This window comes from Serratia marcescens (assembly GCF_001902635.1).
Lineage (GTDB): Bacteria > Pseudomonadota > Gammaproteobacteria > Enterobacterales > Enterobacteriaceae > Serratia > Serratia marcescens_F.
Genome location: NZ_MJAO01000013.1, coordinates 110,047 through 132,928, shown reverse-complemented (window position 1 = coordinate 132,928; position 22,882 = coordinate 110,047). Strand labels below are relative to the sequence as shown.

General features: G+C 51.6%; 16 protein-coding genes, 1 tRNA gene and 2 pseudogenes. 6 read left to right on the top strand and 13 right to left on the bottom strand.

Features of this window, described 5'->3' with window-relative positions; all coding sequences use genetic code 11:
- Positions 1 to 45 precede the first annotated feature (45 nt).
- Together BHU62_RS14685 and BHU62_RS24990 are read left to right on the top strand one after the other, a co-directional pair.
- The gene (locus BHU62_RS14685) at positions 46 to 2,190 is read left to right on the top strand and encodes an AAA family ATPase (RefSeq protein WP_078062071.1); all 2,145 of its coding nucleotides are present in this window, start codon (positions 46 to 48) and stop codon (positions 2,188 to 2,190) included.
- Complete coding sequence (locus tag BHU62_RS24990; protein ID WP_139282287.1) at positions 2,187 to 3,092, top strand: hypothetical protein; 906 nt, start codon at positions 2,187 to 2,189, stop codon at positions 3,090 to 3,092. Before BHU62_RS14685 ends, BHU62_RS24990 begins: the two co-directional genes overlap by 4 nt.
- A 63-nt stretch (positions 3,093 to 3,155) precedes the next feature.
- Here BHU62_RS24990 and BHU62_RS14680 read toward each other — a convergent pair whose 3' ends face one another.
- Complete coding sequence (locus BHU62_RS14680; protein ID WP_073532656.1) at positions 3,156 to 3,971, bottom strand: hypothetical protein; 816 nt, start codon at positions 3,969 to 3,971, stop codon at positions 3,156 to 3,158.
- 580 nt (positions 3,972 to 4,551) lie between these two features.
- Here BHU62_RS14680 and BHU62_RS14675 point away from each other — a divergent pair.
- A pseudogene (locus tag BHU62_RS14675) lies at positions 4,552 to 4,872 on the top strand (integrase core domain-containing protein); the annotation flags it as partial.
- An 83-nt stretch (positions 4,873 to 4,955) separates the two neighbouring features.
- Here BHU62_RS14675 and BHU62_RS14670 read toward each other — a convergent pair.
- From BHU62_RS14670 to BHU62_RS14635, 10 genes and pseudogenes are all read right to left on the bottom strand, one after another.
- Positions 4,956 to 6,731 carry an ATP-binding protein gene (locus BHU62_RS14670; RefSeq protein WP_073532655.1) on the bottom strand — a complete coding sequence of 592 codons (1,776 nt, stop codon included), beginning with the start codon at positions 6,729 to 6,731 and terminating at the stop codon, positions 4,956 to 4,958.
- A complete protein-coding gene (locus tag BHU62_RS14665; protein ID WP_073532654.1) occupies positions 6,728 to 7,876 on the bottom strand; it encodes an SIR2 family protein in 1,149 nt (382 codons plus the stop codon). Before BHU62_RS14665 ends, BHU62_RS14670 begins: the two co-directional genes overlap by 4 nt.
- Before the next feature lie 120 nt (positions 7,877 to 7,996).
- Entirely contained in the window at positions 7,997 to 9,247 is a 1,251-nt protein-coding gene (locus BHU62_RS14660; RefSeq protein ID WP_073532653.1) for a GIY-YIG nuclease family protein, read from the bottom strand.
- Between the two features lie 3 nt (positions 9,248 to 9,250).
- Positions 9,251 to 11,266, bottom strand: coding sequence for a DEAD/DEAH box helicase (locus BHU62_RS14655; RefSeq protein ID WP_073532652.1), 2,016 nt, complete (start codon positions 11,264 to 11,266; stop codon positions 9,251 to 9,253).
- Positions 11,267 to 11,306: 40 nt separating this feature from the next.
- Positions 11,307 to 13,985 carry a DNA methyltransferase gene (locus BHU62_RS14650; RefSeq protein ID WP_073532651.1) on the bottom strand — a complete coding sequence of 893 codons (2,679 nt, stop codon included), beginning with the start codon at positions 13,983 to 13,985 and terminating at the stop codon, positions 11,307 to 11,309.
- A 132-nt stretch (positions 13,986 to 14,117) separates the two neighbouring features.
- Positions 14,118 to 14,348 (bottom strand): annotated as a pseudogene (locus BHU62_RS25610) (hypothetical protein); the annotation flags it as partial.
- A gap of 105 nt (positions 14,349 to 14,453) precedes the next feature.
- Positions 14,454 to 15,668, bottom strand: a complete 1,215-nt coding sequence (locus BHU62_RS14645; protein ID WP_073532650.1) for a tyrosine-type recombinase/integrase — start codon at positions 15,666 to 15,668, stop codon at positions 14,454 to 14,456.
- Between the two features lie 173 nt (positions 15,669 to 15,841).
- A tRNA-Sec gene (locus BHU62_RS25260) sits at positions 15,842 to 15,936 on the bottom strand.
- Between the two features lie 97 nt (positions 15,937 to 16,033).
- Positions 16,034 to 17,377 carry an esterase-like activity of phytase family protein gene (locus BHU62_RS14640; RefSeq protein WP_073532649.1) on the bottom strand — a complete coding sequence of 448 codons (1,344 nt, stop codon included), beginning with the start codon at positions 17,375 to 17,377 and terminating at the stop codon, positions 16,034 to 16,036.
- 75 nt (positions 17,378 to 17,452) lie between these two features.
- Positions 17,453 to 18,652, bottom strand: coding sequence for a cyanate transporter (locus BHU62_RS14635; protein WP_073532648.1), 1,200 nt, complete (start codon positions 18,650 to 18,652; stop codon positions 17,453 to 17,455).
- A gap of 126 nt (positions 18,653 to 18,778) precedes the next feature.
- Here BHU62_RS14635 and BHU62_RS14630 point away from each other — a divergent pair, with 126 nt between their 5' ends.
- Positions 18,779 to 19,633 carry a LysR family transcriptional regulator gene (locus tag BHU62_RS14630; RefSeq protein WP_073532647.1) on the top strand — a complete coding sequence of 285 codons (855 nt, stop codon included), beginning with the start codon at positions 18,779 to 18,781 and terminating at the stop codon, positions 19,631 to 19,633.
- Between the two features lie 6 nt (positions 19,634 to 19,639).
- On the opposite strand, the gene BHU62_RS14625 is transcribed toward BHU62_RS14630, so the two are convergent.
- Positions 19,640 to 20,062, bottom strand: coding sequence for a DNA-binding protein (locus BHU62_RS14625; protein WP_073532646.1), 423 nt, complete (start codon positions 20,060 to 20,062; stop codon positions 19,640 to 19,642).
- Positions 20,013 to 20,633 carry a nucleotidyltransferase domain-containing protein gene (locus tag BHU62_RS14620; protein ID WP_073532645.1) on the bottom strand — a complete coding sequence of 207 codons (621 nt, stop codon included), beginning with the start codon at positions 20,631 to 20,633 and terminating at the stop codon, positions 20,013 to 20,015. The genes BHU62_RS14625 and BHU62_RS14620 overlap by 50 nt, the downstream gene beginning before the upstream one ends.
- Before the next feature lie 206 nt (positions 20,634 to 20,839).
- Here BHU62_RS14620 and BHU62_RS14615 point away from each other — a divergent pair, with 206 nt between their 5' ends.
- Both BHU62_RS14615 and BHU62_RS14610 read left to right on the top strand, forming a co-directional pair.
- A complete protein-coding gene (locus BHU62_RS14615) occupies positions 20,840 to 22,228 on the top strand; it encodes an amidohydrolase family protein (RefSeq protein ID WP_073532644.1) in 1,389 nt (462 codons plus the stop codon).
- A gap of 100 nt (positions 22,229 to 22,328) precedes the next feature.
- Positions 22,329 to 22,880, top strand: coding sequence for an isochorismatase family protein (locus tag BHU62_RS14610; RefSeq protein ID WP_073532643.1), 552 nt, complete (start codon positions 22,329 to 22,331; stop codon positions 22,878 to 22,880).
- The last annotated feature ends 2 nt before the right edge of the window (positions 22,881 to 22,882 follow it).

Genomic DNA, 22,882 nt, shown 5'->3' with positions numbered 1-22,882 from the left:
CTCTCACGCGGTGTATTATCCTGTCATTTTTATTGAGATTACCTCATGATAAAAATCACAAGATCCAGAGTGCCGCCTGAAGCATTAAGTTTTAGCAAAATCCGTGAACAGCGACGTGAGCTGGCGGAGTACTACAAGCAATTGCCCGCTGAACGAGTGCTTTCTCGCCCACCGTTTGATCCTGAACCATTATATAACAATGAGGTTCGCGTGAGGTTGATGCGTGAGTTTCAGGGACGATGTGCTTGGTGTGAACAACGTATCGACACTCCAGAAATTGAACACTACCGCCCCCGCGGAGGAGCACGGTTTGGTATCGACAGTCAGGTAGCCCCCGACTATTACGGATGGTTCGCCTATCAATGGCAAAATCTGCTACTGGTCTGTCGGGAATGTAATAGGGCGAGATCAAACTGGTTTCCCCTGAGCGGACGTCCAGCTCAGATCCAGTGTACGTGGTCAGAGGCGCAGAAAACCGAAAAAACTTTACTCCTGAATCCCTCAACCGATAGTCCCTGTGAACATCTCAGCATACAACGTGATGGCTTATTGTTACCTCTCACGGAGAAAGGTCATACCACTATTGAAATTTTACAGCTTAATCGGGAGCCGCTACGGTATGAGCGTGAGAAGGAGATAATGGCTTTAATTTCGGAACTTGATCAGCATATTAAGGTTCCTTCATCAGAATATTATCTCAAGCACACGAAACGCCCCGGCGTAGCAATGATTTTTCTCAACACACTGCTCCGGATAGTGGCTGGTGAGTACACAAATCTACGCTTTAAACCACTTCTCACGTTTATCCGTGCCTTTGATGCTGTGCTGAACTCTTCACTGTCGATCGAAGAACTTCTGCGTCTCTGGTCTGACTTTTCGTTTCCGCTTCCTGACACAGACCAAAAAGCAGACTGGGCGAACGAGGCGGTAAAGGAGAAACGTCGTAGTCTTGCCTCACAATTCGTTACAGGTATTACACTACATAATTTCAAGAGTTTTGAAGAATTTACTCTTGATTTCACTAATATTATCCCGCCAGAAGGCTCAGCTCCCTGCGTGGCTTTAGTTGGAGAAAATTCCACCGGGAAAAGCAGTATTTTACAGGGAATTTGCTTAGCCCTGATGAGTCGACAGCAACGGGGTCGATTGCGCTTAGATTACGAAAATTACCTGCAACGCGATCGTGAAGGCTGGCAACGTAGCCATATGAAACCTGCCAGCATTACCCTCACCCTGGAGGGAGGTGGTACGCGCATGTTAACGATTTCGGATGAAGGGCTCGTGTTTAGTGACAATGATTGGCCTGACTTCATGGTTCTCGCTTACGGTGCACGCCGGTATTTCTGTGAACGAACCCGGAGGACTGCCGTAGGGAAGTCACTGTTTTATCCCACTGCTCTGCTGCGGGATGTTACGAGCGAATTAGCGGACAAAGATGATGAATTCTTTGCCTCTATTGCCCGTGCTATGAAAGAAATCCTGTCACTGGAACAGGGCGAGTTTCTCCTGCGGGATAGTCATCGCAATATTCTAGTTCGCGCTCATGGTCGTGATACCCCACTCAGCAAGATGAGCGACGGGTATCAATCCTTGTTTGCGATGAGCCTCGATATCATGTTCAGAATGACCCATTACTGGGGAAGCCTTGAATCGGCACGTGGGGTCGTACTTATTGATGAAATGGAAACGCATCTCCATCCCCGTTGGAAGATTCAGGTCGTGTCGGCATTACGCCGCGCGATGCCTGGTGTTCAATTCATTTTTTCCACGCATGATCCACTATGTCTTAGAGGTCTAACACAACATGAAGTACGCGTGCTTTTTCGAGATCCCCGTCAGCAGATTGTCGAGTTAAGTGAGTTGCCTCTTGTGCAAGGTATGGATATTGAACAACTTTTAACCTCTGACTATTTCGGACTATTAAGTACGCTCGACGGTACGCTTGAAAATCTACTCAAACGTTACGAGCATACAATACAACGAACGCCCGGTCAGCAGAGATTAATCCATGATATTGAAAGAGAACTGAGCCAATACCAAGCATTGTCCGGAAACCCTGTGCAGCGCGTTATTGCAGAAGGTATTGCCCGCTATGTCGAGCAGGCACGTCAGACACCTCTGGAACGCGAGAAACTCCATCAGGATGCGGTAAGAATGATTGTCAAAAGCTTGCAGGAGGCGCAGCGGTGATCCTTGTTGAAAAGCGTCTTATCAAAAAGCCAGCATCGCTGAGAGGAAACAAGTCAGCTGCTGCGACAGAGCTTACAAAAGCAAAAACCTATTATCGCCAGAAAAAAACAGATGCATCGGCTTATCCTTTTGCTGTATACAAAGCGCCTGATGTTGTTAAAGCGTTAAATACCCTCTTTCATAACAAGTGTGCCTACTGCGAAACGGATTATTCGGCCACTCAGCCGGTGGCCGTTGAACACTACCGTCCTAAAGGCGGTGTTAGCGGTGAGCCGGAACACCCAGGGTACTGGTGGCTGGCAGCTGACTGGGATAATTTATTGCCCAGCTGTAACGACTGCAACAGCCATCGTCGCAAATTGCATTATACACTTACGTCTGATAGACAAGTGCAGCTGGAAACAACAGAGAGATTAAGCGGTAAACAAAATCATTTCCCGATCGCACCTGGGTCTGCACGATGTACCCGGCCCAGTCATCATGTAATGCGAGAACAACCTTTGCTCCTAAACCCGTGTAAGGATGATCCTGCCCGGCATCTGAAATGGATTTTTACTCAACTGAATTATCCTTTTCTCATACATCTGGATGAACGGGCAGAAACCACCATCAGTCTGTGCGGACTGAATCGCAAGCGACTGCTTGAAAAACGCAAAAAGAAACTGGATGATATTAGTTTAAGAATGACCAGTATTCGTCGGTTAGCCTCCAGTGTTGCGCAACTCAAACCGACAGAACGCCATGTCTTTGAAGCCAATTTTATTGATGAAATACAGTCACTAACGGCGTATAAGGACAGCCAGGAGGAATGGTCTGCCATGTCACGAGCTTATATCAATCTGCATCTGGCCACCCTGGAAACAGAATTTAAAGCGTTGTTTCCGACGGAACTGATTCTGTAAAGCCATTTATGCTGTCCTCAAAAATCCCCCGTCCATGAAAGCGGGGGAAGTAATAGATGCAATTTACCATACCGCGCTGAACCCCTGTTCCTTCAGCCGATGACGGGTCCGCTTCACGTAAGCGGCATCAATAACCTCATCCGGGGGCAGATCGCGCGTGATATTGCAAATGGTCGCCAGCGCGGCATCTGAGAGTTTAAAAGTCTGTGGTAGCGAGTACCAATGGCCTGTCTTATACTCATCAATACGATTAAACAATTCCCTGAAGAAATCCGTCAGAGAGGGCCTGCGAGCTTTAATAATTGCCTCTGTCGCTTCATCAGCGCACGTAACATTCACATCATCCATCCCCAAGGAGCGAAGAATATCAGCAATACCAGGCCAGTATTTGAGATCGTAACGCTTAAGTGGTTGTAATTCTGGTTTGAGGTAAAGCTGGTAATAACCATTTCCCTCTCCAGCGTCATCAATGAAATCCGTTAGGCTGTGCATCCGCTCACAATAGAAATGGTCACTATGATTCAGCAATGCTGAACGTCTCTCTAACATTTCCGCCAACCGAATACTCATTATGCTAATATCTTCATTCAGCTTCGTCAGTTCCTGGTGATTAGCTCGCAGCTCAGCGTAGCGTTCCTCTGTCCCGAAGCTACCCGTATGAACAAACTGTTCCAGAAGAAGCCACAGGCGTTGCCCGGTGATACTGAGAGAGGATATTTCTCTATAAATCGGAGCCATTTCATCATGGCGATCGATGAGATATTCAAAAACCGGCCAGGTTGTAGGCCATACCGGGCTGGGCGAATCCCGCCATTCATGGAGTTTTGCTTTCAGGAGTTCCAGTGCAATCATCGGGGCATCATTAACATCAATAATCATCGTTATTTCCTCTGGTTAGCATCTGCGTATGCCCATTATTCACTGAAGCCTCCTCCGTGTCGGTAACGGGAATACAGTTTTTATACCGTCTTCGGGTTACTTCACTTCCTCTCCTTCGTTATTTCGGGCATATCTGTGCTAGTCCATGATTTTAGCCGAGGGCGGCTACGTTCGCTGCATTAACTGGTGTGACGGAGAAAAACGGAATACCAGGCCAATATCTGTGACGCCCATATCGCCAGCGGAGTCCAGGTTGCGGCGAATCAACACAACGGCAATGTACCTAACGTGGGCAATCGCATCGGGTCGCTGTACGCTATCGAATCGGAGATCCGCGGCAGTCCGGCAGAAGAGAGACTGGTAGTTAGAAAAACCAGAATGGTTACGCTAATGGCGAATTAAATCAGAAGGTACTGAGTGGACGCCGTGTAAGTATCCCTGCAAAACGGACCATTCACATTTAGAGATCTTCCGGCATACTGATTATGTCCCCGGAGGAGATCGCCATGCGCAAAACCCGATTCACCGAACACCAGATCATCGCCGTTCTGAAGTCCGTCGAAGCCGGACGCACCGTTATCCGCTGAAAATGCGGATGGATAACGGTCCGGAGCTGATCTCGCTGACGCTGGCACAATGGGCAGAAGAACATGGTGTGATGCAGGAATTTATCAGGCCCGGCAAGCCCACGCAGAATGCCTTTATCGAACGGTTCAACCGTACGTACAGGACAGAAATACTGGATTTTTATCTGTTCAGAACACTGAATGAAGCACGGGAAATTACAGAGCGCTGGCTGGCTGAATATAACAGCGAGCGCCCTCATGAATCCCTGAATAACCTGACACCGGAAGAATACCGGCTGATAACTGAAAACCCGGAAATCTCAAAAAGTGCGTGAAACTAAAACGGGTGTACTTACACCGGATGGCAAAAGTAATTGACGTCTAATAAGTAACGGAGCGACAGCATAAAAACTCTGCCCTAAACGGGAGGCATTGCCCAAAGCTCTTCAAGGTTTACATCATCACTGCTGGGCCGATGCTGCTTCAGCAGTGGGTCAATTTTCAGGATCATTGGCAGATCAAATGCCGTTCCTGTTACTACGCAACAGCCTTTGGCTAGAGTCGGGATGAGAGCCTTGGAACTGGAGTCCAAGGTACTGATGGTGTTGTCCAGTAGCATGAGGTCACGATCGTTCACCAACCGGTGTATGAAGAAGTTGTGAATTTGGGAAACAATAGTGGGTGAAATGTCAGCTGGCCGTTGACTGGAGAGAGTGAGGTAGACGCCATACTTGCGCCCTTCCTTGATAATTTCTTCAAAGAGTTCAAGTCGGTAGTCTTTCCATATTTCATGCTCACGAGTGGACTGATCTGACAAGATGTTGTGGGCTTCATCAATGATAAGGTGAAGGGTTCTACTCGGCGGACTCTTCAGGTTCTCTGCGTCTTTGTGATTCGTGTAGAAATTTTTGGCGATAAGCAATGGCAAGATCTTCTTGATCTCATTCTTGCATTTCTTCAAAGAGATGACATGCAAGAGATGCGGTGGTGGTGGCACATCAACAATTTCAAGGACATTGCGAAGAGCCGAGGTAGATGATTTAGCCCTGGCAAGCACTGGCTGAATATGTTCATATTGGGCATAGCCGAACACGATATCTGAACAAAGTTGAAGGTAACACCTCAAGATAAGTTCGTCGAACGGATCGATGCTATCTAAATTAACATTCTCATTAATGATGGGCTTAATGTTTAAGTCAAAACCATTGCCATTTGAGTTGTAGTAAGTGCCGTTGCTATGCTTGAAATACTTATCTTTATTGTAATAAATTATTCCCTTAAGATGATTCTGCAACGACTCGCAGTCAATCATCCGCGCAATTTCACGACTCAGGTCCAACGCATCTGATTTAGCCTCACCAGTACTAAAGACCTTCTCAAAAACCTTTTCCACATACCTTTTTAGCTGCACATCTTTAAATTTATCCTTGCCAGACAGGACGCGGCGCAAAAACGGCTGCTGTGTATTGGTAGTAGCTTGGAACAGTAGACTCAGTGTTTCTACATCCCAAAAGTGAACGGCTTCAATCTTGAATTTGTGCTTGGCTTTTTTAGAGTCCAGCACAGTTATCCGCTTGTCCTTGGCCAACAGAATCTGGTCTTCGGTATATTCGCCATTGAAATCAATGATAACAAACAGACTCTTGCTCTTGAGTGCTGGGAGCCTCTTGTTAAAGAGGGTCGTATAGAGTTTCGCTAGCGTATTAGACTTACCGCTTCCGGTATTGCCAAAGATACCTAGATGGCTATTGAATAACCGTGTCCATGGTAAGTTGATGGGCACATTCTCTTTGAGCATAGACCCAATAGAGAAATCAGTTTTTCCCTCGGACCCATAGATTCTCCCCACCATTAGCTCGCTGAGAAGGGATGCCTTATCCCTAATCATCGGCATGTATTTCACGCCTTCAAAAAACTTGTCATCCACGATGTAGCCGATGGGTCGAACATCCACCTTTCGGATGTAATGGATTTTCTCAGCTTCAGCCTCAAGCCTTTTCTCGTCCAGAAACTCGCCTTCAACAAGGCAGACAATATCTATGAAGCCTCGCTGAATGGTGACGTGTTCCCTGAGTGAAATTCCCCGATACTTAACGCCTCCGTAGAAGATGGTCTCATGGCTGGAGTCTTCAAAAATACGAAGAGAGATGCGTACCCCACTGACTGCGATGACTTCACCAACTACGATATTCATAGCGTATCCTCGTCTGCAGCCGGGACCGATGGTTCGTACTTCTCTGGCTTGAGAGAGAATACATACCTGTTGAAATTGGTGAAGTCCATCTTCATGTCTTCCGGCGGTCCAATGACTTGGACGTTTTTCCATAGCTTGAATTCTTCGCGCATACTGTTCGCGCTGTCGTCGCTGTAGCAACAAATGAAGGTATGAAGTTGCGGATTGGAGAGGGAGCGTTGGATAAGCCTGAGAATGTGCTCATCTGCAAATGAAAAACCGAATGTGATGAGTATGGAGTTTGGCTTCTCAAGCTCATAGCTTAATAGTCTGAGCATCTGGTAGTAATGCTCTTCAAAGACAGTCTCGTAAAACTTCCACTTAGTGGGGTTCACGATAGGGAGCTTGTTGTACTCATCCCAGAAGGTGTCCATCTGCTCTTTGTTGAAGGACAAGTCGGGGATGTCTTCGGTCTGGTTATCTTTGGTACCAAGAAACACAGAATATCTATTCAGATTTTCAATTGTCTGTTTTGTCAAAATATTATTGAAATCATTGCGGTAATTGACTTCAATCTTCTCACCGCTTTTGGACCAGTAGACAGAACCATGAAGGTGAATGATGTTAAGCTGTGGGATACCGTAGTTGCTACGTTCAAATATTCCGGTTTGACATTGGAACGTACTGAAGTTCTTGGAATGCAAATGCTTCCTGTGAAAACCTGAAGTGCCATCATTCACCACAAAATCATGTGAGCCCTTCATGAGAATACTGTCAGCTACATGGGTCAGGCATCCATCATAGTTAGTGGTAAAAATATTGATCTTGCGGTTGAGATCTTTCCTTCTGTCTAGAAGTCCTAAAAGAGTTGTCAAGAAAACATCATAATTCTTGAGATTTTCGTTTCCATCATCTGAGGTGATTGAACTTGGATTGAAGGTCTGGACTGGAAAAATGCACGTGTTGTAGTAGTGCATGAACAAGGCGGTTCGCTTCTCAGGGCAGCTTTCAAACTTCGTGGCGAGTGTCTCAATCGTTTCCCTGCTCCCCTGAGCGTCTTTAAGGGCGAGAGCAAGCGTCGGGAACAAGTCTGCTGAAGCGCCTGAGCCAATCAGTATATTGATATTCTTATTGTATACGTCCAGTGGCTCAATCGACTCAAACATACTTACCTCCCTTAATTTTCCTTCCTAGAAAATAGCATCGCAGCACGGACAAGCCAAACTTTGGCTTCGCTCTGTTGCTGGGGTTTCTAGTGACTGCAGTGGAATTGCTCACCAACCTCCTTATTGATGATTCGCATCTCTCTTAGCTACAATTTTCCCAGTAGTATTATCCATCCGGTATTGCGATATAGTACCGTCAAGAATGTATTTAATCACCGAGAGCACAGTCGCTAAAGGTGCATGGAACCATTCTCGTGGATGATAAACCTGACCATCTAAGCCTCGCAGTGTGAGGTTGAGCCGTTGCTTGCCTAAAAAACCATGAATAAGCGCTTCAAGTTTTTGGGTGTTGATATTGAAGCATTGTGTGGTCATGACAATCCGCACCGGTGCTTCAAGAAAGGTTTTATCCTTCTCCGCGTGCTTAATGCGTTCTTCGACCGTTCCTTCGGTAAAGCCAATTTTATACAAATCAGATTTGTAACGTTGAAGAGCGGGTTGATTGCTATGTGTTGCAAGAACATAGACAAATCCCGTAGGAACAGGTGTCTCATCAGGTCGAATCACATGTCCATTCAGCACAATTTTACGGCCTTCTGTATCACGAACAAGACCATGTGTGAGTGAGAGAAAAAGCATATTCAACTCAGTCCCGTTTTCGAATACTAGATGCAATCTGGCATTCCAGGGACCGTACTCGTCTAACCGCTCACCGACTTTATCTACATAGCCCATCACTCCGTTGAGAATGAAAAAATCACCTTCATGAATTTTTAACTCATGGCGGAAACGTACAAATGAAAACGCTCCCGTTTTTAGGCCATTTTGGACGGTGTCAAACAGCGGGGCAAAGCGATTGAAATCGGGGCAAGGTTGCCGTTTTGCAATCTCGTCCGGCTGAGCTTTCTTTTCAATAGGGATATGTTTTAAGGTGAAAATATCGGGTGCCGAAAATGAGAGTAGCCCATCATCGTCATCTGTAAAGATATCGTCCAGCGAGGTGACCAGCTCTGATTTATCAACCACGACAGGGGGGACTGATGATTCATGGATATTCTCGGTGTTTTCACTCGCAAGCAAGCCGTGGATATCAAACGGCTGCAATACCTCATGGCATTGTTTGTTATCCCTGAGTGCTCTCAAACGTTGAGCAAGCAGCGTTTCTTTAAACTCCTCCGAATCGGTTAGAGGAGGATGGCCGTGAACCACATAAAAGGCATTAATTTCTTCTAATCGACTGACAGACAGATTACCAGTAGGTGAGTACATTTTCAGTGGCTCAACCACCAGTAAACCTAGATCATCAGCTTCAGAAAAAATATCGTCAATGGTCACCTTTTGACGAGGTTGAACAGGAGAAAGCCTGAGCATAAGTTACGGCTCCTGTCGCACAGCGCGCTGCTGTTTCATTTTTCTGATGTAGGCCAATGCTTCAGCATAACGAACCTCTATCGCATCGCTGGCATTTAGTGATGGCTCCCGCTGATGTTCACTGGCAAACGCTTTAATTCTGGGCCAGAGCATCACTGCTTCTTCCTCAGATACCTGCGCCTGATTTGCTCTGACTGCTTCCTGAATCGTTTTTAGCATCGTCGCGGTGACTGATTTTGACAAAATCTCGTAAGCACCATGAAAAGGATTCACCACATCAATCAAGTCAATATTCAGATTTTCAATATTGATGAATTTATCACCCATTTTTAAAAATTGATGGCTAACGTTTAATGAGTCATTCGAATTGCCGGTACGCTGGCTTGGGTGGTTATCGATAATGGCATCCGGCGGTAAATCGGCTTCATCAATAAGACCACCACATTGCCTCACAAAAAGACTCTGCAAAAGACCACTGCGCACTTGTTCTAGTTCGTACTCAGTCAAGTCAGGGTGCAGAGTTTGTATCACCGATGGTAACACTACCTGAGTGATCACTTCAGGCGGTGTTGATTCAGTGATAGCCTCTTTAACCACCTGCTCATTCGCCATTAAGGCTGCCAGGATCTCGTTTTTTCCGCCGTTAAGGATTGTCAGCACCTTGTCTGATACCGGTAATGCATGATCATCAACCAGAACCGTATTGGCAGGCAGCGGCTCACCAGCCCATTGAGAGCGCGGTTTAAATTGAATGTTTGGAGCCATGATTTGCTCCATTAGTAAAGAGGTGGTGATGGCCTTAAGCATGTTGTTTACCGACACTTTAACGTCATCATCTTGCGCATCTGGTTGAGCTATAAGGTTGGTAAACTGCGCGTGGGTCTTACCTTCGCAATCTCGTGTAGCACGCCCAATAATCTGCACGATTTCAGTCATAGAACTGCGATAACCAATCGTCAGCACATGTTCACAGAAAGGCCAGTCAAATCCCTCTTTCGCCATACCTAATGCAATGATGATATCCATATCCTCAGCAGACTGGATGTTACGCAGATACGCCTGAACCTTCGGCCTTTCCGCTGGGTTATCATCTACGAGGTTCGCCACGCGCAACAGTTTTCCATCACCTTTGCGTTTTACACGATAGATACCGGTATCTGGCTCTTGCTGTTGCACCTCACCCAATGCATCCAAGATGGCATCAACCTCGGCATGTTTATCTTTTGTTGATTCGCCGGAATTAACATTGGGAATATGGATGATGGTTTTCTTGCTAACATCAAGCACCGAGGGTAGTGCCTTGATGTAAGGACCCTGATAAAAATGGTAGCCAATGCCTAAAGATTTTAAATACTGGTACCCATTGAGCTGTTCGTAGTAGGTATAGGTCACTTTCGTGAACTGAGCTTCATCTTCGGGTTGCAGAATGGGTACGGCATCCCCTCGGAAGTAAGAACCAGTCATTGCAACAATATGTGCATTAGAACCTTTCATCAGAGCATCAATCAGATTACCCAAACGGTTGTTTTCATCCGCAGAGACGTGATGGAACTCATCAATTGCAACCAGGCAGTCATTAAACGATTCAACATTCAGCTTATCGAAAGCAAAACGCAGGGTGGCATGAGTACAAACCAGAAGGTCGTCAGGACTCGCCATAAATCGTTTAAAGGCTTCAACCTTCCCAGCCTCTCCGCCGCCAATGCACAGATTATTTTCAGGTTTTACCTTCCAGTCAGCAAAGAAACCGTGCTTCGTAAGTTCAGTATTTTTAAACGAACCTCCGATAGACATTTCAGGGACCGCAACAATAGATTTTCGTAGCCCCTGATTGACGAGTTTATCCAGAGCAAGGAACATTAATGCTCTTGATTTACCAGACGCTGGTGGAGCCTTGATAAGTAGATAAGGGCTGTTGCGCTGCTCAAATGCTCGAGCCTGCATTTCCCGCATACCAAGCTCATTAAGACTCGCACTTTTCCCGGTCTGCCCGTACGTAACCTGTAAAATATTTTCCACAATGCAATCCTCTGTAAGCCCTGGCTGGCAGAGCGAAACCTTATGCCTTAGTCAGAGCTTCGTAGCGTTCTAACAGGAAGCTCAAACGCTCAGTGGCGTCCTTAAATGGCTTTTCACGGTAAAGACGATCAACGGCCTGATCCAGCGTCTGATGGGCTTCCAAAAGATCCGCAGGCATCTTAAGTGGATCATATAACTCCGCCAACGTGTTTTCTGGATAATTCTCACGCATCAATAGCACAGTCTTTGCCTGCGCAATAATAGATTTACGCTGCGCATCGTTCGTCTTAGGCCACGGGAAGGTGTTGTAAACCACTTTTGCCGAATAACGATAATCGCTTTTCAAACGTCCTGCGACTAATCGCATCCAGTCGTTGTGCATTAATGAGGTTAGAATAGCAAATTCATATAAGGTGCCATTCGGGAGAATGTAATTCAGATTGGTTGAAATTACACTCGCATCATAAAAGCCTATAGGCACATAGGTTCGTCGCTCGGATGAAACGCTAGGTATCAGGATATAATCACCGGATTCAGGTTGGCTAACCTGCATAAAAATATGTGGTTTCTTTGCCATTTTGAGGGCTGCTGAATGTCCAGCCTTGATCCGCAATGCCCGAATTTTTTCAATACGCCTCTGGACTTCAGGCATGAGTTGAATATCGTTCTCTGTAGCATCTAGAAGCCACAGACACCAACGTTCCTTACCATTAAGGAACTCATCCGCCCCCAGCACTTTTTTTATCCAGCGGACAGTTTGGGGCTCCAGTGTGAGTAAGGCATCACGTTCAGCCCGACTCATCAGCAAGTGACCACCATCGGTAGGTTTATTACCAAATAACAAAGGAGGCACACCACTCACCATTGGTTTGGTTTTTGCTACCACAGCAATATTACTGCCTTCAACCAGGTAAGGACTGATATTGCTCACCTGCTTACTGTGCCACTGTCCGTCAATTTGTTGGTAAAGTTGACGAATTTTGCTTCGTCCGGAAACACCAACAATGACCACATGTACTGCTGCTTTATCACGAGCATTGTTCGCCCATGTAAAAGTGGGATATGCAATATGAATACTCAGTCCTAGCCCGAATATGGAAGGCCAGAGTGTTGCAACCTGTTCACCCTGGCAGAGAGAATTGGTAGCCACAAGCGCCAGTTCAGCACGACTGTTCTGGATATACTGTGCTCCCTTCCAGAACCAACAGGCAACAAAATCCAAATATCCTAATGATTTGAAACCGCTAAATACAGCCTGCATATCAGCACGCTGTTCATCAGAACGGCCTAACGTACCTAAAAACGGCGGGTTACCAATCACATAAACTTCATCATCAACGCCTTTTGGACACACGGTCTGCCAGTCTGTTTGAAGGCTATTACCACTCCAAATTTTACCTGATGAACGCAACGGTAACGCTGGTGGAGCAGATCCGATATGTTCTTCCCACTGTTTATTTAACTGATGCTCCGCAAGCCAGAGAGACAGGCGCGCTATCTCACAGGCAAAATCATCGATCTCGATGCCGTAGAATTGGTCAAGATGGAGACCGCTCATAAAGATGGATTGCGGGTCACATTGCAAAAGAGCCTGGATAACATCAATTTCCAGTAGACGCAGCTCTTTATAGGCAACAATCAAGAAATTCCCTGAGCCACACGCGGGGTCAAAAACCTTTATTTCCCCCAGACGGAGAAGCAATCGCTTAAGACCATTAGTATTTGTGCGTTGCTTTTCCAGTTCTGAACGCAGTGGTTCAAGGAACAGAGGTTTTATGACCTTCATAATGTTACTGTAGGAGGTGTAATGTTGGCCTAAACGACTACGCTGCTTAACATCAATCACCGCCTGGAACATGCTGCCGAAAATATCGGGATTAATCGCGCTCCAGTCCATTGCACTGCATTCAAGTAAGATACGGCGCCCCTTTAACCCCAACTCTGGAACAGGCTCATCACTGGCGAATAAGCCACCATTAACATAGGGGAAGACGGTCAAATGAATGGGAAGTGACTGGCGTAATTTACTATTCGGTTTGCTGTTCATCACGGCAAACAGGTCTGTCAGAAACTGATCTAAATCACTGCCATCTTCGGCGGTGTAGCTTTTTACTGCGGATGTGAATTGGCCTTTTTCAAAGATTCCAGTGTCTTCAGCAAAGAAGCAAAACAACAAACGAGTAAGGAAGGCATTAAGTGCATGAATATCTTCTGCTTTGCTTAGATCATTACGCGCTTTGATAAGGTCAAACAACTTTCCCATTTTCTCAGCAGCTTTCACATCAGCAGGGTTTTCGCTGTTAAGAATAGCCTTCTCCAGCCCGACCAGCGGTAAGAAAAAACCGTAATTGCGCGGTAATTCTTCAAACTCAATGTCGAGGCGATCCTGCGTCAGTGTGTCCCAGGCTAAAAAGCGAACAAAATTTGTCGTCAGAACGAAGCGGATCTTATTTTTCTCTATGGTCGTATCGATAATACGTTGCTCAAAAGCAGATTCGATATCATCACTATCAACCACCGGTTGGTAATAGAGCTTATTTTTTAACGCGACGTGTCCAGGCTCTTTCGCAACATTTCTCGCTCCGCCTTGCCGAATCAGGCTTAAGGTAGCTTTAGGGAACTCAAAAGCGGTCAAAAAGCCATAGATAAATTCATTTTTCTCAGAGTTTTCTACAAGTTGTTCGAGATGTTCAAAAATCTTCGCCTGATTAACAGCCATTGTTATTCCTTAAAAACTACAATATCCGCAGAGGATGATGCACTCATTCTACTCGAAGAAAATATTATCGAGTAGTTCCAAGGCGTTACCTCGGTTGCATCAAGAAAATCAGCCCCCCTGCAGCATTAGCTTGGAGTTACGCTCCTGGTGACTCATCTGCTGCTCTACCGCATCCTTCGACCACAATCCCGGCTCAATCAACGAACTACAAGCTATCGTTCTGAAATATGGTCAAAAACCTTGGCGCTGACAATACGTCCGCAATTTCAACCTAGGTATCATAGCCCATCACACGCATTACTTTTTTGACGGCGTTCGCGATCATCGGTTCCGGCGGTGATTACGGTCACCAACCCAGCACAAACCTTCCATTATCTCACCGAAAAAAAACAAGTGGCTGCTGAAACTAACAGTGCCAGAGCTTTCGCTCTAGCACTGTTGATCTAATTAAGAAAAACCCACGCTAAGCTAAGCACGGCACCCAAACTCCCCATGCACCACATTCCCACCGCGCTCTAAGTTGTCCATATAGTCGGCATACCACTGCAGCATCTCTCGTCTCCCATCCAGGTACTTAGCGTGGTTGTACGTGCCACGGATACTGTTCTTATCCACGTGGGCAAGCTGCGTCTCAATCCAGGCCGAGTTATAACCCTGCTCATGCAAGATGGTGCTCATCGTGTGGCGGAAACCGTGCCCTGTCAGCCGCCCCTTGTAACCCAGCAGCTCGATAACCTGATTCACGCTTTCTTTGCTGATTGGCTTACGGTGATCGTTTCTCCCAATGAATACCAAGGGATAAGCACCCGTAATAGGTCTAAGAGAATCGAATAGGTCGACAACTTGCGTTGATAGAGGGACGACGTGTGGTCGCTTCATTTTCATCACTTCTGGCGGTATGTTCCACATGCCTTTATCGAGATCGATATCCTGCCAGCGCGCAAACCTCAGTTCCTGGGTTCTGACGCCCGTCAGCATGATAATGCGGGTAGCCGTTTTGGTGATGACGCTGCCGGTATAGCCCGCTAAGTCGTTGAGAAAATAAGGCAACTCCTGAGCCGTCAGGAAAGGGAAATGTTGTTTCTTCGGCGGAGTTAGGGCTGAGGCCAGATCGGGTGCAGGGTTATACTCGGCCCGTCCGGTGATAATGGCATAACGGAACACCTCACCACAGCGCTGGCGTACTTTGCGCATCTTCTCCAACGCACCACGCTTTTCCATACGCTTCAGCGTTTCCAGTAGCTCCATCGGCTTGATTTCTGCTATAGGCCGCTTCCCGATAAAGGGGAAAATATCCTTCTCGAAGGTATCAATGATTTCATCACGGTAGCGCAGTGACCAACGGTCGGCCTTGGATTTATGCCACTCTCTGGCAATCGCTTCGAAGGTATTCTCTATAGAGAGCTTCTGAGCCAACTTCCCTGCTTTCTTTACTTCCCCAGGATCACCACCGGCAGCGAGTATCCTCTTTGCTTTTTCTCTCTCGTCTCGTGCAACCGCCAGCGAAACAATAGGGTAAACACCAAAGGAAAGACGTTTTTCTTTACCGTTGATACGGTATTTCATACGCCAATAGCGAGAGCCATTGGGGGCAACTTCCAGATACAGACCACCGCCATCTGAGAGCTTGTAAGGCTTCTCTTTTGGCTTGGCTGTGTCTACTTGTCGTGCTGTTAGCTTCATTGGGGGCATCTCCAGACTAGCATCCATTCCATGCCCCCCATTATGCCCCCATAATCGTATTGATTCCAGTTGACGTCGGTTGACGTCGGTTGACACTCGTAGATGATAACGGTCTATTTATCTAGTGTTAGCAGGGGATTTATTGATTTTAGGAGACTTCAGAAGAACTCGAATGGCGGAAGATCACAGGAGTCGAACCTGCCCAGGACCGCTGGCGGCCCCAACCGGATTTGAAGTCCGGCCGCCCCACCGGGGACGAGGATCTTCCTTGGAGAAGGGAGAAGCAAGGCGCTGATTATAGCGCAGTTTGTTCGCTGCGCTAAGCGGGAAATGGCGGCCGCCGGCGATTCGGCGGCCGGGGAGCGCTACTTCAGGAAATCCTTCACGTCCAGCAGGATGAACTCGTTGTCATCCGCCATATTGGGCTGGCGGCTGGAAGAGAACGGGAAGTTGTTGTCGTTGCCGACGATGATGTGGTTGGCGTCCACCACGTCCACGTTCTCGATGGTGAAGAACGGGAAGGTCAGCACGCCGTCGTTCAGCGGCTTGCGCGCCAGCTTGTTCGGATCCTGAATGTTCATCAGGTCGATATAGCCCAGTTTCTCGACCGGTTTGCCGACGTTGGCATCCGAGAAGGCGATTTTATATACCCGCTTAAACTTGGCTACCTGGCTGAAGCAGTTGTCGGTCGGCGCACCGGCGGCGCAGGCTTTATCCGGCGTGCCTTCGCCGTTGTCGCGCTCGATCACCAGCCCGTGGGTGGCGTCGATCATGTTGAAGTCGCCGATGGCGTTCTGGTTGTCTTCCAGCACGTACTGCCAGCTGCGGCCGGTCCAGGCCTGCTGTTTCACGTCGAACTCCAGCACCCGCAGGTAGCGTTTTCCGCCGACGTTCTCGAACTGCTCGCCGTCCCACAGCGCCCCTTCCAGCAGCGGGTACAGCTTGCTGCCGTCCGGCGAGGCGGCCATGCCTTCAAAGCCCTTGGAACGCGCCACCTGGAAGTTCTGTTTGCCGTCCGGTGCACCCGGCAGGGTCAGCGTCGGGTTGTCCGGCGATTTCACCACCTTGCCGTCCACCTGGGTGTCGAACACCGCCAGCACCTTGCCGTTCAGGTCGGCCTTGATCAGGTAAGGCCCGAATTCTTCGCCGATCCACAGGGCATCGTCGGCAAACTGGAAGCTTTCCGGATCGAAATCGCTGCCGGTCAGATAACGCTTATCGGTGCTCTCGTTGATGATGTGGAACGGCACTTTTTTATCCGGATCGTGCAGGAACACCGTCTTCAGCGGCGCGACCGTGCCGTCTTTGAAATCGATCTTGTAGTGATTGAGGTACAGCATGGCGTCCGGCGAATTGGCTTTGCTGCCGAAGCCGTTGTCGGTCAGCACCCAGTAGGTGCCGTCGGGCATGTGTTTGATGCCGGAGTGGCCCTGCAGCGGCTGGCCGTTGATCGGCAGGCCGAGGCCGGTCAGGCGATCGGCGGATTTGCCCGCCACGCTGCCCAGCTCGGTGACGCGTTTGCCGCTGGTGTACTTACCGCTCTGCTGCAGATCGCTCGGCGCATCCTTCGGCGTGGAAACGGCGGATTTCACCGGCAGCAGCGCATGCCCGGCCAGCGTCGCCGGTACCGGCTGCGCTTCGGCCCACAGGTTGGCGCTCAGCGCCATGCAGCCGACCAGCAGCGCCAGCCGGGTTTTGGTGTTGTGCATGTCATTGTCCCTTTTCGTTGTTATCGCCCAGAAGTAAAAGCAACGTCACTATAGGGAGCGGCAATGACAGAAATATTATTCAGCGAACGCCCGCCGGTAGCTGTGCGGATGGAAGCGCCAGGTGATGGCGATCAGCACCACCACCAGCAGCGCGTGGATCTGCCAGTCCAGCACGAAGCCGCCGCTGTAGTCGCGCAGCAGGCCGGAAAGATAGGGCGTCACGCCCGCCAGCAGGAAGCCGACGCCCTGCATAAAGGCCACCAGTCGCCCGGCCGCCGCCGGCTGGTGCAGGTGATCGAGCGCCAGCACCAGGCACAGCGGGAACGCGCCGCCCAGCCCTAGCCCGGAGAGCAGCACCCACAGCCACGGCAGCGTCTGCGGCAGGTAAATCAGGCCGATAAAGCCGATCAGTTGCATCATCAGCGCCAGCAGCAGCAGCGGCCGCCGGTCATGACTGCGCGCCAGCGCCGGCAGCAGCAGCGCGCCCACGACCTGGCCGAAGGTCATCAGTGCCAGCAGCGAACCGCTGGCCTGCGGCTGCCAACCGAGCTGCATGTAATACGGTGGCAGCCACGCAATCAGGCTGGTATAGCCGCCGTTGATCAGGCCGAAATAGGCGCCGAGCAGCCAGGCGCGCCGGTTGCGCAGCAGGCTTGGCCCACGGTTTTCGCCCGCCGCACCCAGGCGCGACAGCCCGCGGCTGACCGGCCACCAGGCCAGCAGCGCCACCAGCGCCGGCAATGCCCACCAGGCCAGCGCGCTGTGCCAGTCGTGCCCCGCACTCATCAACCACGGGGTGATCGCCGCGCCCAGCCCGCCGCCGCCCATCAGCGCCGCCGACCACAGCCCGGCCACCAGCGCCATGCTTTTGAGGAAATGATGCTTGATGATGCCGGGCATCACCGCCTGGATCACCCCGATGCCGAGCCCGCCCAGCACCGCGCTCATCAGCAGCTGCACGCTGCCGGGGGCCAGCTCGCGCCAGAGGGCGCCCAGCCCGATCGCCAGCAGGCTCAACGCCACGGCGCTGCGTTCGCTGAACAGCCGGTTGATGGCGCCGCCCGCCAACGCCATCAGGCCCATCATCAGCACCGGCAGCGTGGTCAGCAGCGCCGCGCCGCCAAAGCTCAGCCCGGTGGCCTGGCGCAGCGTCGGCAGCAACGGGCCAATCGAGGTCAACAGCGGCCGCATGTTCAGGCCGATCAACACCAGCGCCAGCAGCAAGGGGTTGAACCAGCGGCGCGAGGAGGATGAATTAACAGAATGATTTAACACGGTATATTCCTGGTACTGCACAATGAAGGGGGCGGTGTCACAGCGCGATCGCCGCAGCGTTGCGTTACTGTAGGCAACACCGCTAGTATTGGGAAATTAAATAATAAAATAGCCAACAGTGGGAAAATGAATCGCTACCCGATGTTCAATCCGCAGCTGCTGCTCAGCTTCGTCGCCGTATGCGACAGCAACAGCTTCACCCGCGCCGCAGAGCGGGTATTTTTGTCGCAGTCCACCGTCAGCCAGCAGGTGCGCCGGCTGGAAGAGATGCTGGGCAAGCCGCTGTTTGAGCGCTCCTCGCATCAGGTACTGCTGACCGAAGAAGGCGTGAAACTGTTGAGCTACGCACGCCGCATCATCGCGCTGAATGAAGAAGCCCACGACGCGCTGACCGGCATCTGGCGCGACGGCGTGCTGCGGATCGGCATGCCGGAGGATTTCGCCGTGCCCACCACCGAACTGCTGGCCGACTTCAGCCGCGAGCACCCGCACCTGCGGCTGGACGTCGCCAGCGGCCTGAGCGCCGATCTGCACAGCGCCTACGCGCGTGAAGAGCTGGATCTGATCCTGGTGAAGCAGCGCCGCCGGCAACCGCCGCGCGCCGCGCGGCCGGAACCGCTGCTGTGGCTGGACAGCCTGGCCTTCCCGGCCATCGAGCAATCGCCGGTGCCGCTGGCGGTGTTCCCGCTCAACGGCCTGTACCGCGACGAGCTGTGCCAGGCGCTGGACAACCTCGGCAAACGCTGGCGCATCGGCTACAGCAGCGCCAGCCTGGCGGCGCTAACCGCCGCCTCCGCCGCCGGGCTGGGCGTCACCCTGCTGCCGGCCGGCTGCCGTTTGCCGGCGCATCGGGTGCTGGGCGAGGCCGAAGGATTGCCGCCGATAGACAGCTTCGAACTGGCGCTCTATTACCGCGATGGCGTTCCCGCCGCCACGCAGGCGCTGGCCCAACGGCTGGCGGTGTTTTGCGGGTTGAAGTGAGGCCGCTTACGCCACTATCTGCGGATATTCGCGCTGCAGCCAGTCGATCAGCCGCCCCCACAGCGCCTCTGTCTGCTCAAGGCAAGCCTGTACCGCCGCGTCCGTCACCAAGTCGCCGGAGTAATCCGCCACGTTGCGCTGCTTTCGCAATGCATCCAGGCAGATCATTGCCTCTCGCGGCAACGATTGGATCATGATCTGGTGATGGCCGGGTTTACTGGTCAGTGTGCGGTATCCCTTGGCTTGTAAAGCGGCATTAGCCATTTGCATGACCGCCTTATATGCCGTGTCAAAACGGCTCTCATTGCTGAGCTGAGTGATACCCGCATCGCGTCGGTTGCGAGCGGCGGCGGCCAGCAATTTTTTAATCGCCCCCGCGTCAGGCGTTATCACCTCCAGTCCCAGCCCGACCAGATTGTCCAGCGTCATCCTTGTCTCCCACAATCCAGAGTTGGGGTTTATCCATAATGTCCTGAATAAACGCAGAGTTCTCGGCTAAAGCCGCTCGCCACTCTTCCGGCGAGTACAGTTTGGGGTTAATTTCCCGACCCAGCGTTTCCTGCAGCGGATAAACCGCCTGAATCACATCCGCAAAAGACAGTTTCCCGACGATCAGAACATCGATATCACTGGCCGCCGTCGCTTTGCCACTGGCGACGGAACCAAAGATGAAAGCCCGTTCGATGTCTTCCCCAAATCCAGTCAGTACCTGCCGTAAGCGCGCAACCGGCCCGCAAGCCTTGCGGAAAATCGCCGCCAGCTCGGGAAAGATCAGGCAATCAGCGTTAGCCTGATAGCAAATTTGGTTGCCCTGCCGCTGCCTGAGCAAGATGCCGCCTTCAGCCAGCCTGCTCAACTCTTTGTGTAAAGTCCCGGCCTGAGTTGCGGTGCGCCGCGCAATTTCTCGCACATGAAACGCCTGCCCGGCTTCAATAAACAGCAGGCTTAGCACTTTTCTACGGTATTCGCTGAACAGCAGTTCGAGCATCGGATCGTGCATCACGCTGACCTCAATGTAGCCTTAATGACTACAAATGTAGCCATTAAGGCTACGAAAGAGCAAGCCAAGAACACCATTCCGCCGGCGGACGCCGATCATTACCAAATCGAATAGTCACCAGTGGCAAATGTCGCTGCCAACCGGCCGGTTCCTCTCCTAAATTGGGGGATGTTTTCACCCCTCACCTCTGGATTAAGGAACCGAACGTGGAAAACCCTCAACAACCGGGCCGCAGAGCCTTCCTCAGCCAAACCGGCAAACTCACCACTGCCTGCGCGGTGATCGGCCTGACGGGCGGCATGGCGCAGGCCGCGTCACCGGGCGGCGAGCCGTGCGCGCCAACGCCGATGACCCTGACCGATCGCCACTACTGCCTGAGCGAGGTGCGGCTGGAAGACGGCTTTGAATACGACGGCGAAACGGTGATCGGCACCCGCACCGCGCTGTACACACTGGAGATCAAAGACGGCAAGATCGCCGCCATTCACGCCGCCAACGCCACCCTGCCCGCCGGCTTACCCCGCTATAAAGCGCAGGGCCAGCTGCTGCTGCCGGCGTTCCGCGACATGCACATCCACCTGGATAAAACCTTCTACAGCGGCCCGTGGCAGGCGCCGCGCCCGCGCCAGGGCAAAACCATCATGGACATGATCGCGCTGGAGCAGACGCTGATCCCGAAACTGCTGCCCACCTCGCAGCAGCGGGCGGAAAACCTGATCGCCCTGCTGCAATCCAAAGGCAGCACCGTGGCGCGCAGCCACTGCAATATCGATCCGGTCAGCGGCCTGAAAAGCCTGGAACATCTGCAGCGTGCGCTGGAAAACCACCGGGCGGATTTCAGCTGTGAAATCGTCGCCTTCCCGCAGCATGGCCTGCTGCACTCCAAGGTCGATGCGCTGATGCGCGAAGCGATGCAGATGGGCGTGCAGTACGTCGGTGGGCTGGATCCGACCAACGTCGACGGCGCGATGGAAAAATCGCTGGACGCCATGTTCCAGATCGCCCTCGATACCGGCAAGGGCGTAGATATCCACCTGCATGAGACCAGCCCGGCCGGGGTCGCCGCCATCAACTACATGATCGCCACCGTGGAGAAAAACCCGGCGCTGCGCGGCAAGGTCACCATCAGCCATGCCTTCGCCCTGACCACGCTGACGCCGGGTGAACTGGCGGAAACCGCCACCCGGCTGGCGGCGCAGCAGATCACCATCGCCTCCACGGTGCCGATCGGCGGCCTGATGATGCCGCTGCCGCAGCTCAGCGAGAAAGGGGTGTTCGTGATGACCGGCACCGACAGCGTGATCGACCACTGGTCGCCGTTCGGCACCGGCGACATTCTGGAAAAGGCCAACCTGTACGCCCAGCTGTACCGCGGCTCCGACGAGTATCACCTGTCGCGCGCCATGGCCATCTCCACCGGCGGCGTGCTGCCGCTGGACGATAAAGGCCAGCGCGCCTGGCCAAAAGCCGGCGACGCCGCCGAGTTCGTGCTGGTCAACGCCAGCTGTTCCGCCGAAGCGGTCGCCCGCCTGCCGGCGCGCAGCGCCACCTTCCATCAGGGCCGTCTGGTGGCCGGTCAGGTGAGCAAAGCCTGACGCCGGTCCGCTGCTGTCATCATGATGGCCGTTTTTGGCCTTCTGCCAGAGTAAGGTGCGGCGCAAGATGGTCGCTACACACACTGGCGGAGGGCCGAAAATGTCACAGAGCGCGTTATTGATCATCGATGTCCAACAATCATTCCAGCACCGTCCATTCTGGCAGGAGGACGATCTGCCGGCGTTTCAACAGGCGCTGACCCGCCTGATCGCGGGCTGCCAACAACGCGGCGCGGCGCTGGTCGACGTGCTGCACGTTTCGCCGCAGGGGCCGTTCTCGCTGGCTTCGGGCCACGTGCAGCGCCTGCCGTTCCTCACCCACCAGGCGGATATCACCGTGCATAAGCACGTGCACAATGCGCTGACCGAATCCGGCCTCGACGCCTGGCTGCGCGAACGGGATATCAACCACCTGATCATCTCCGGCATCCGCACCGAACAGTGTTGCGAAACCACCACCCGAGTGGCGTCCGATCTCGGTTATCAGGTGACCTTCGTCACCGAGGCGACGTTAACCTTCCCGATGCGCCATCCCGACGGCGAAGTCTTTACCCCCGCGCAGCTGAAGCGGCATACTGAAACCGTACTGGCCGATCGTTTCGCCCGCATCGCCAGCGTGGATGAGGCGCTGGCGCAACTCGCACAGGAGTAATC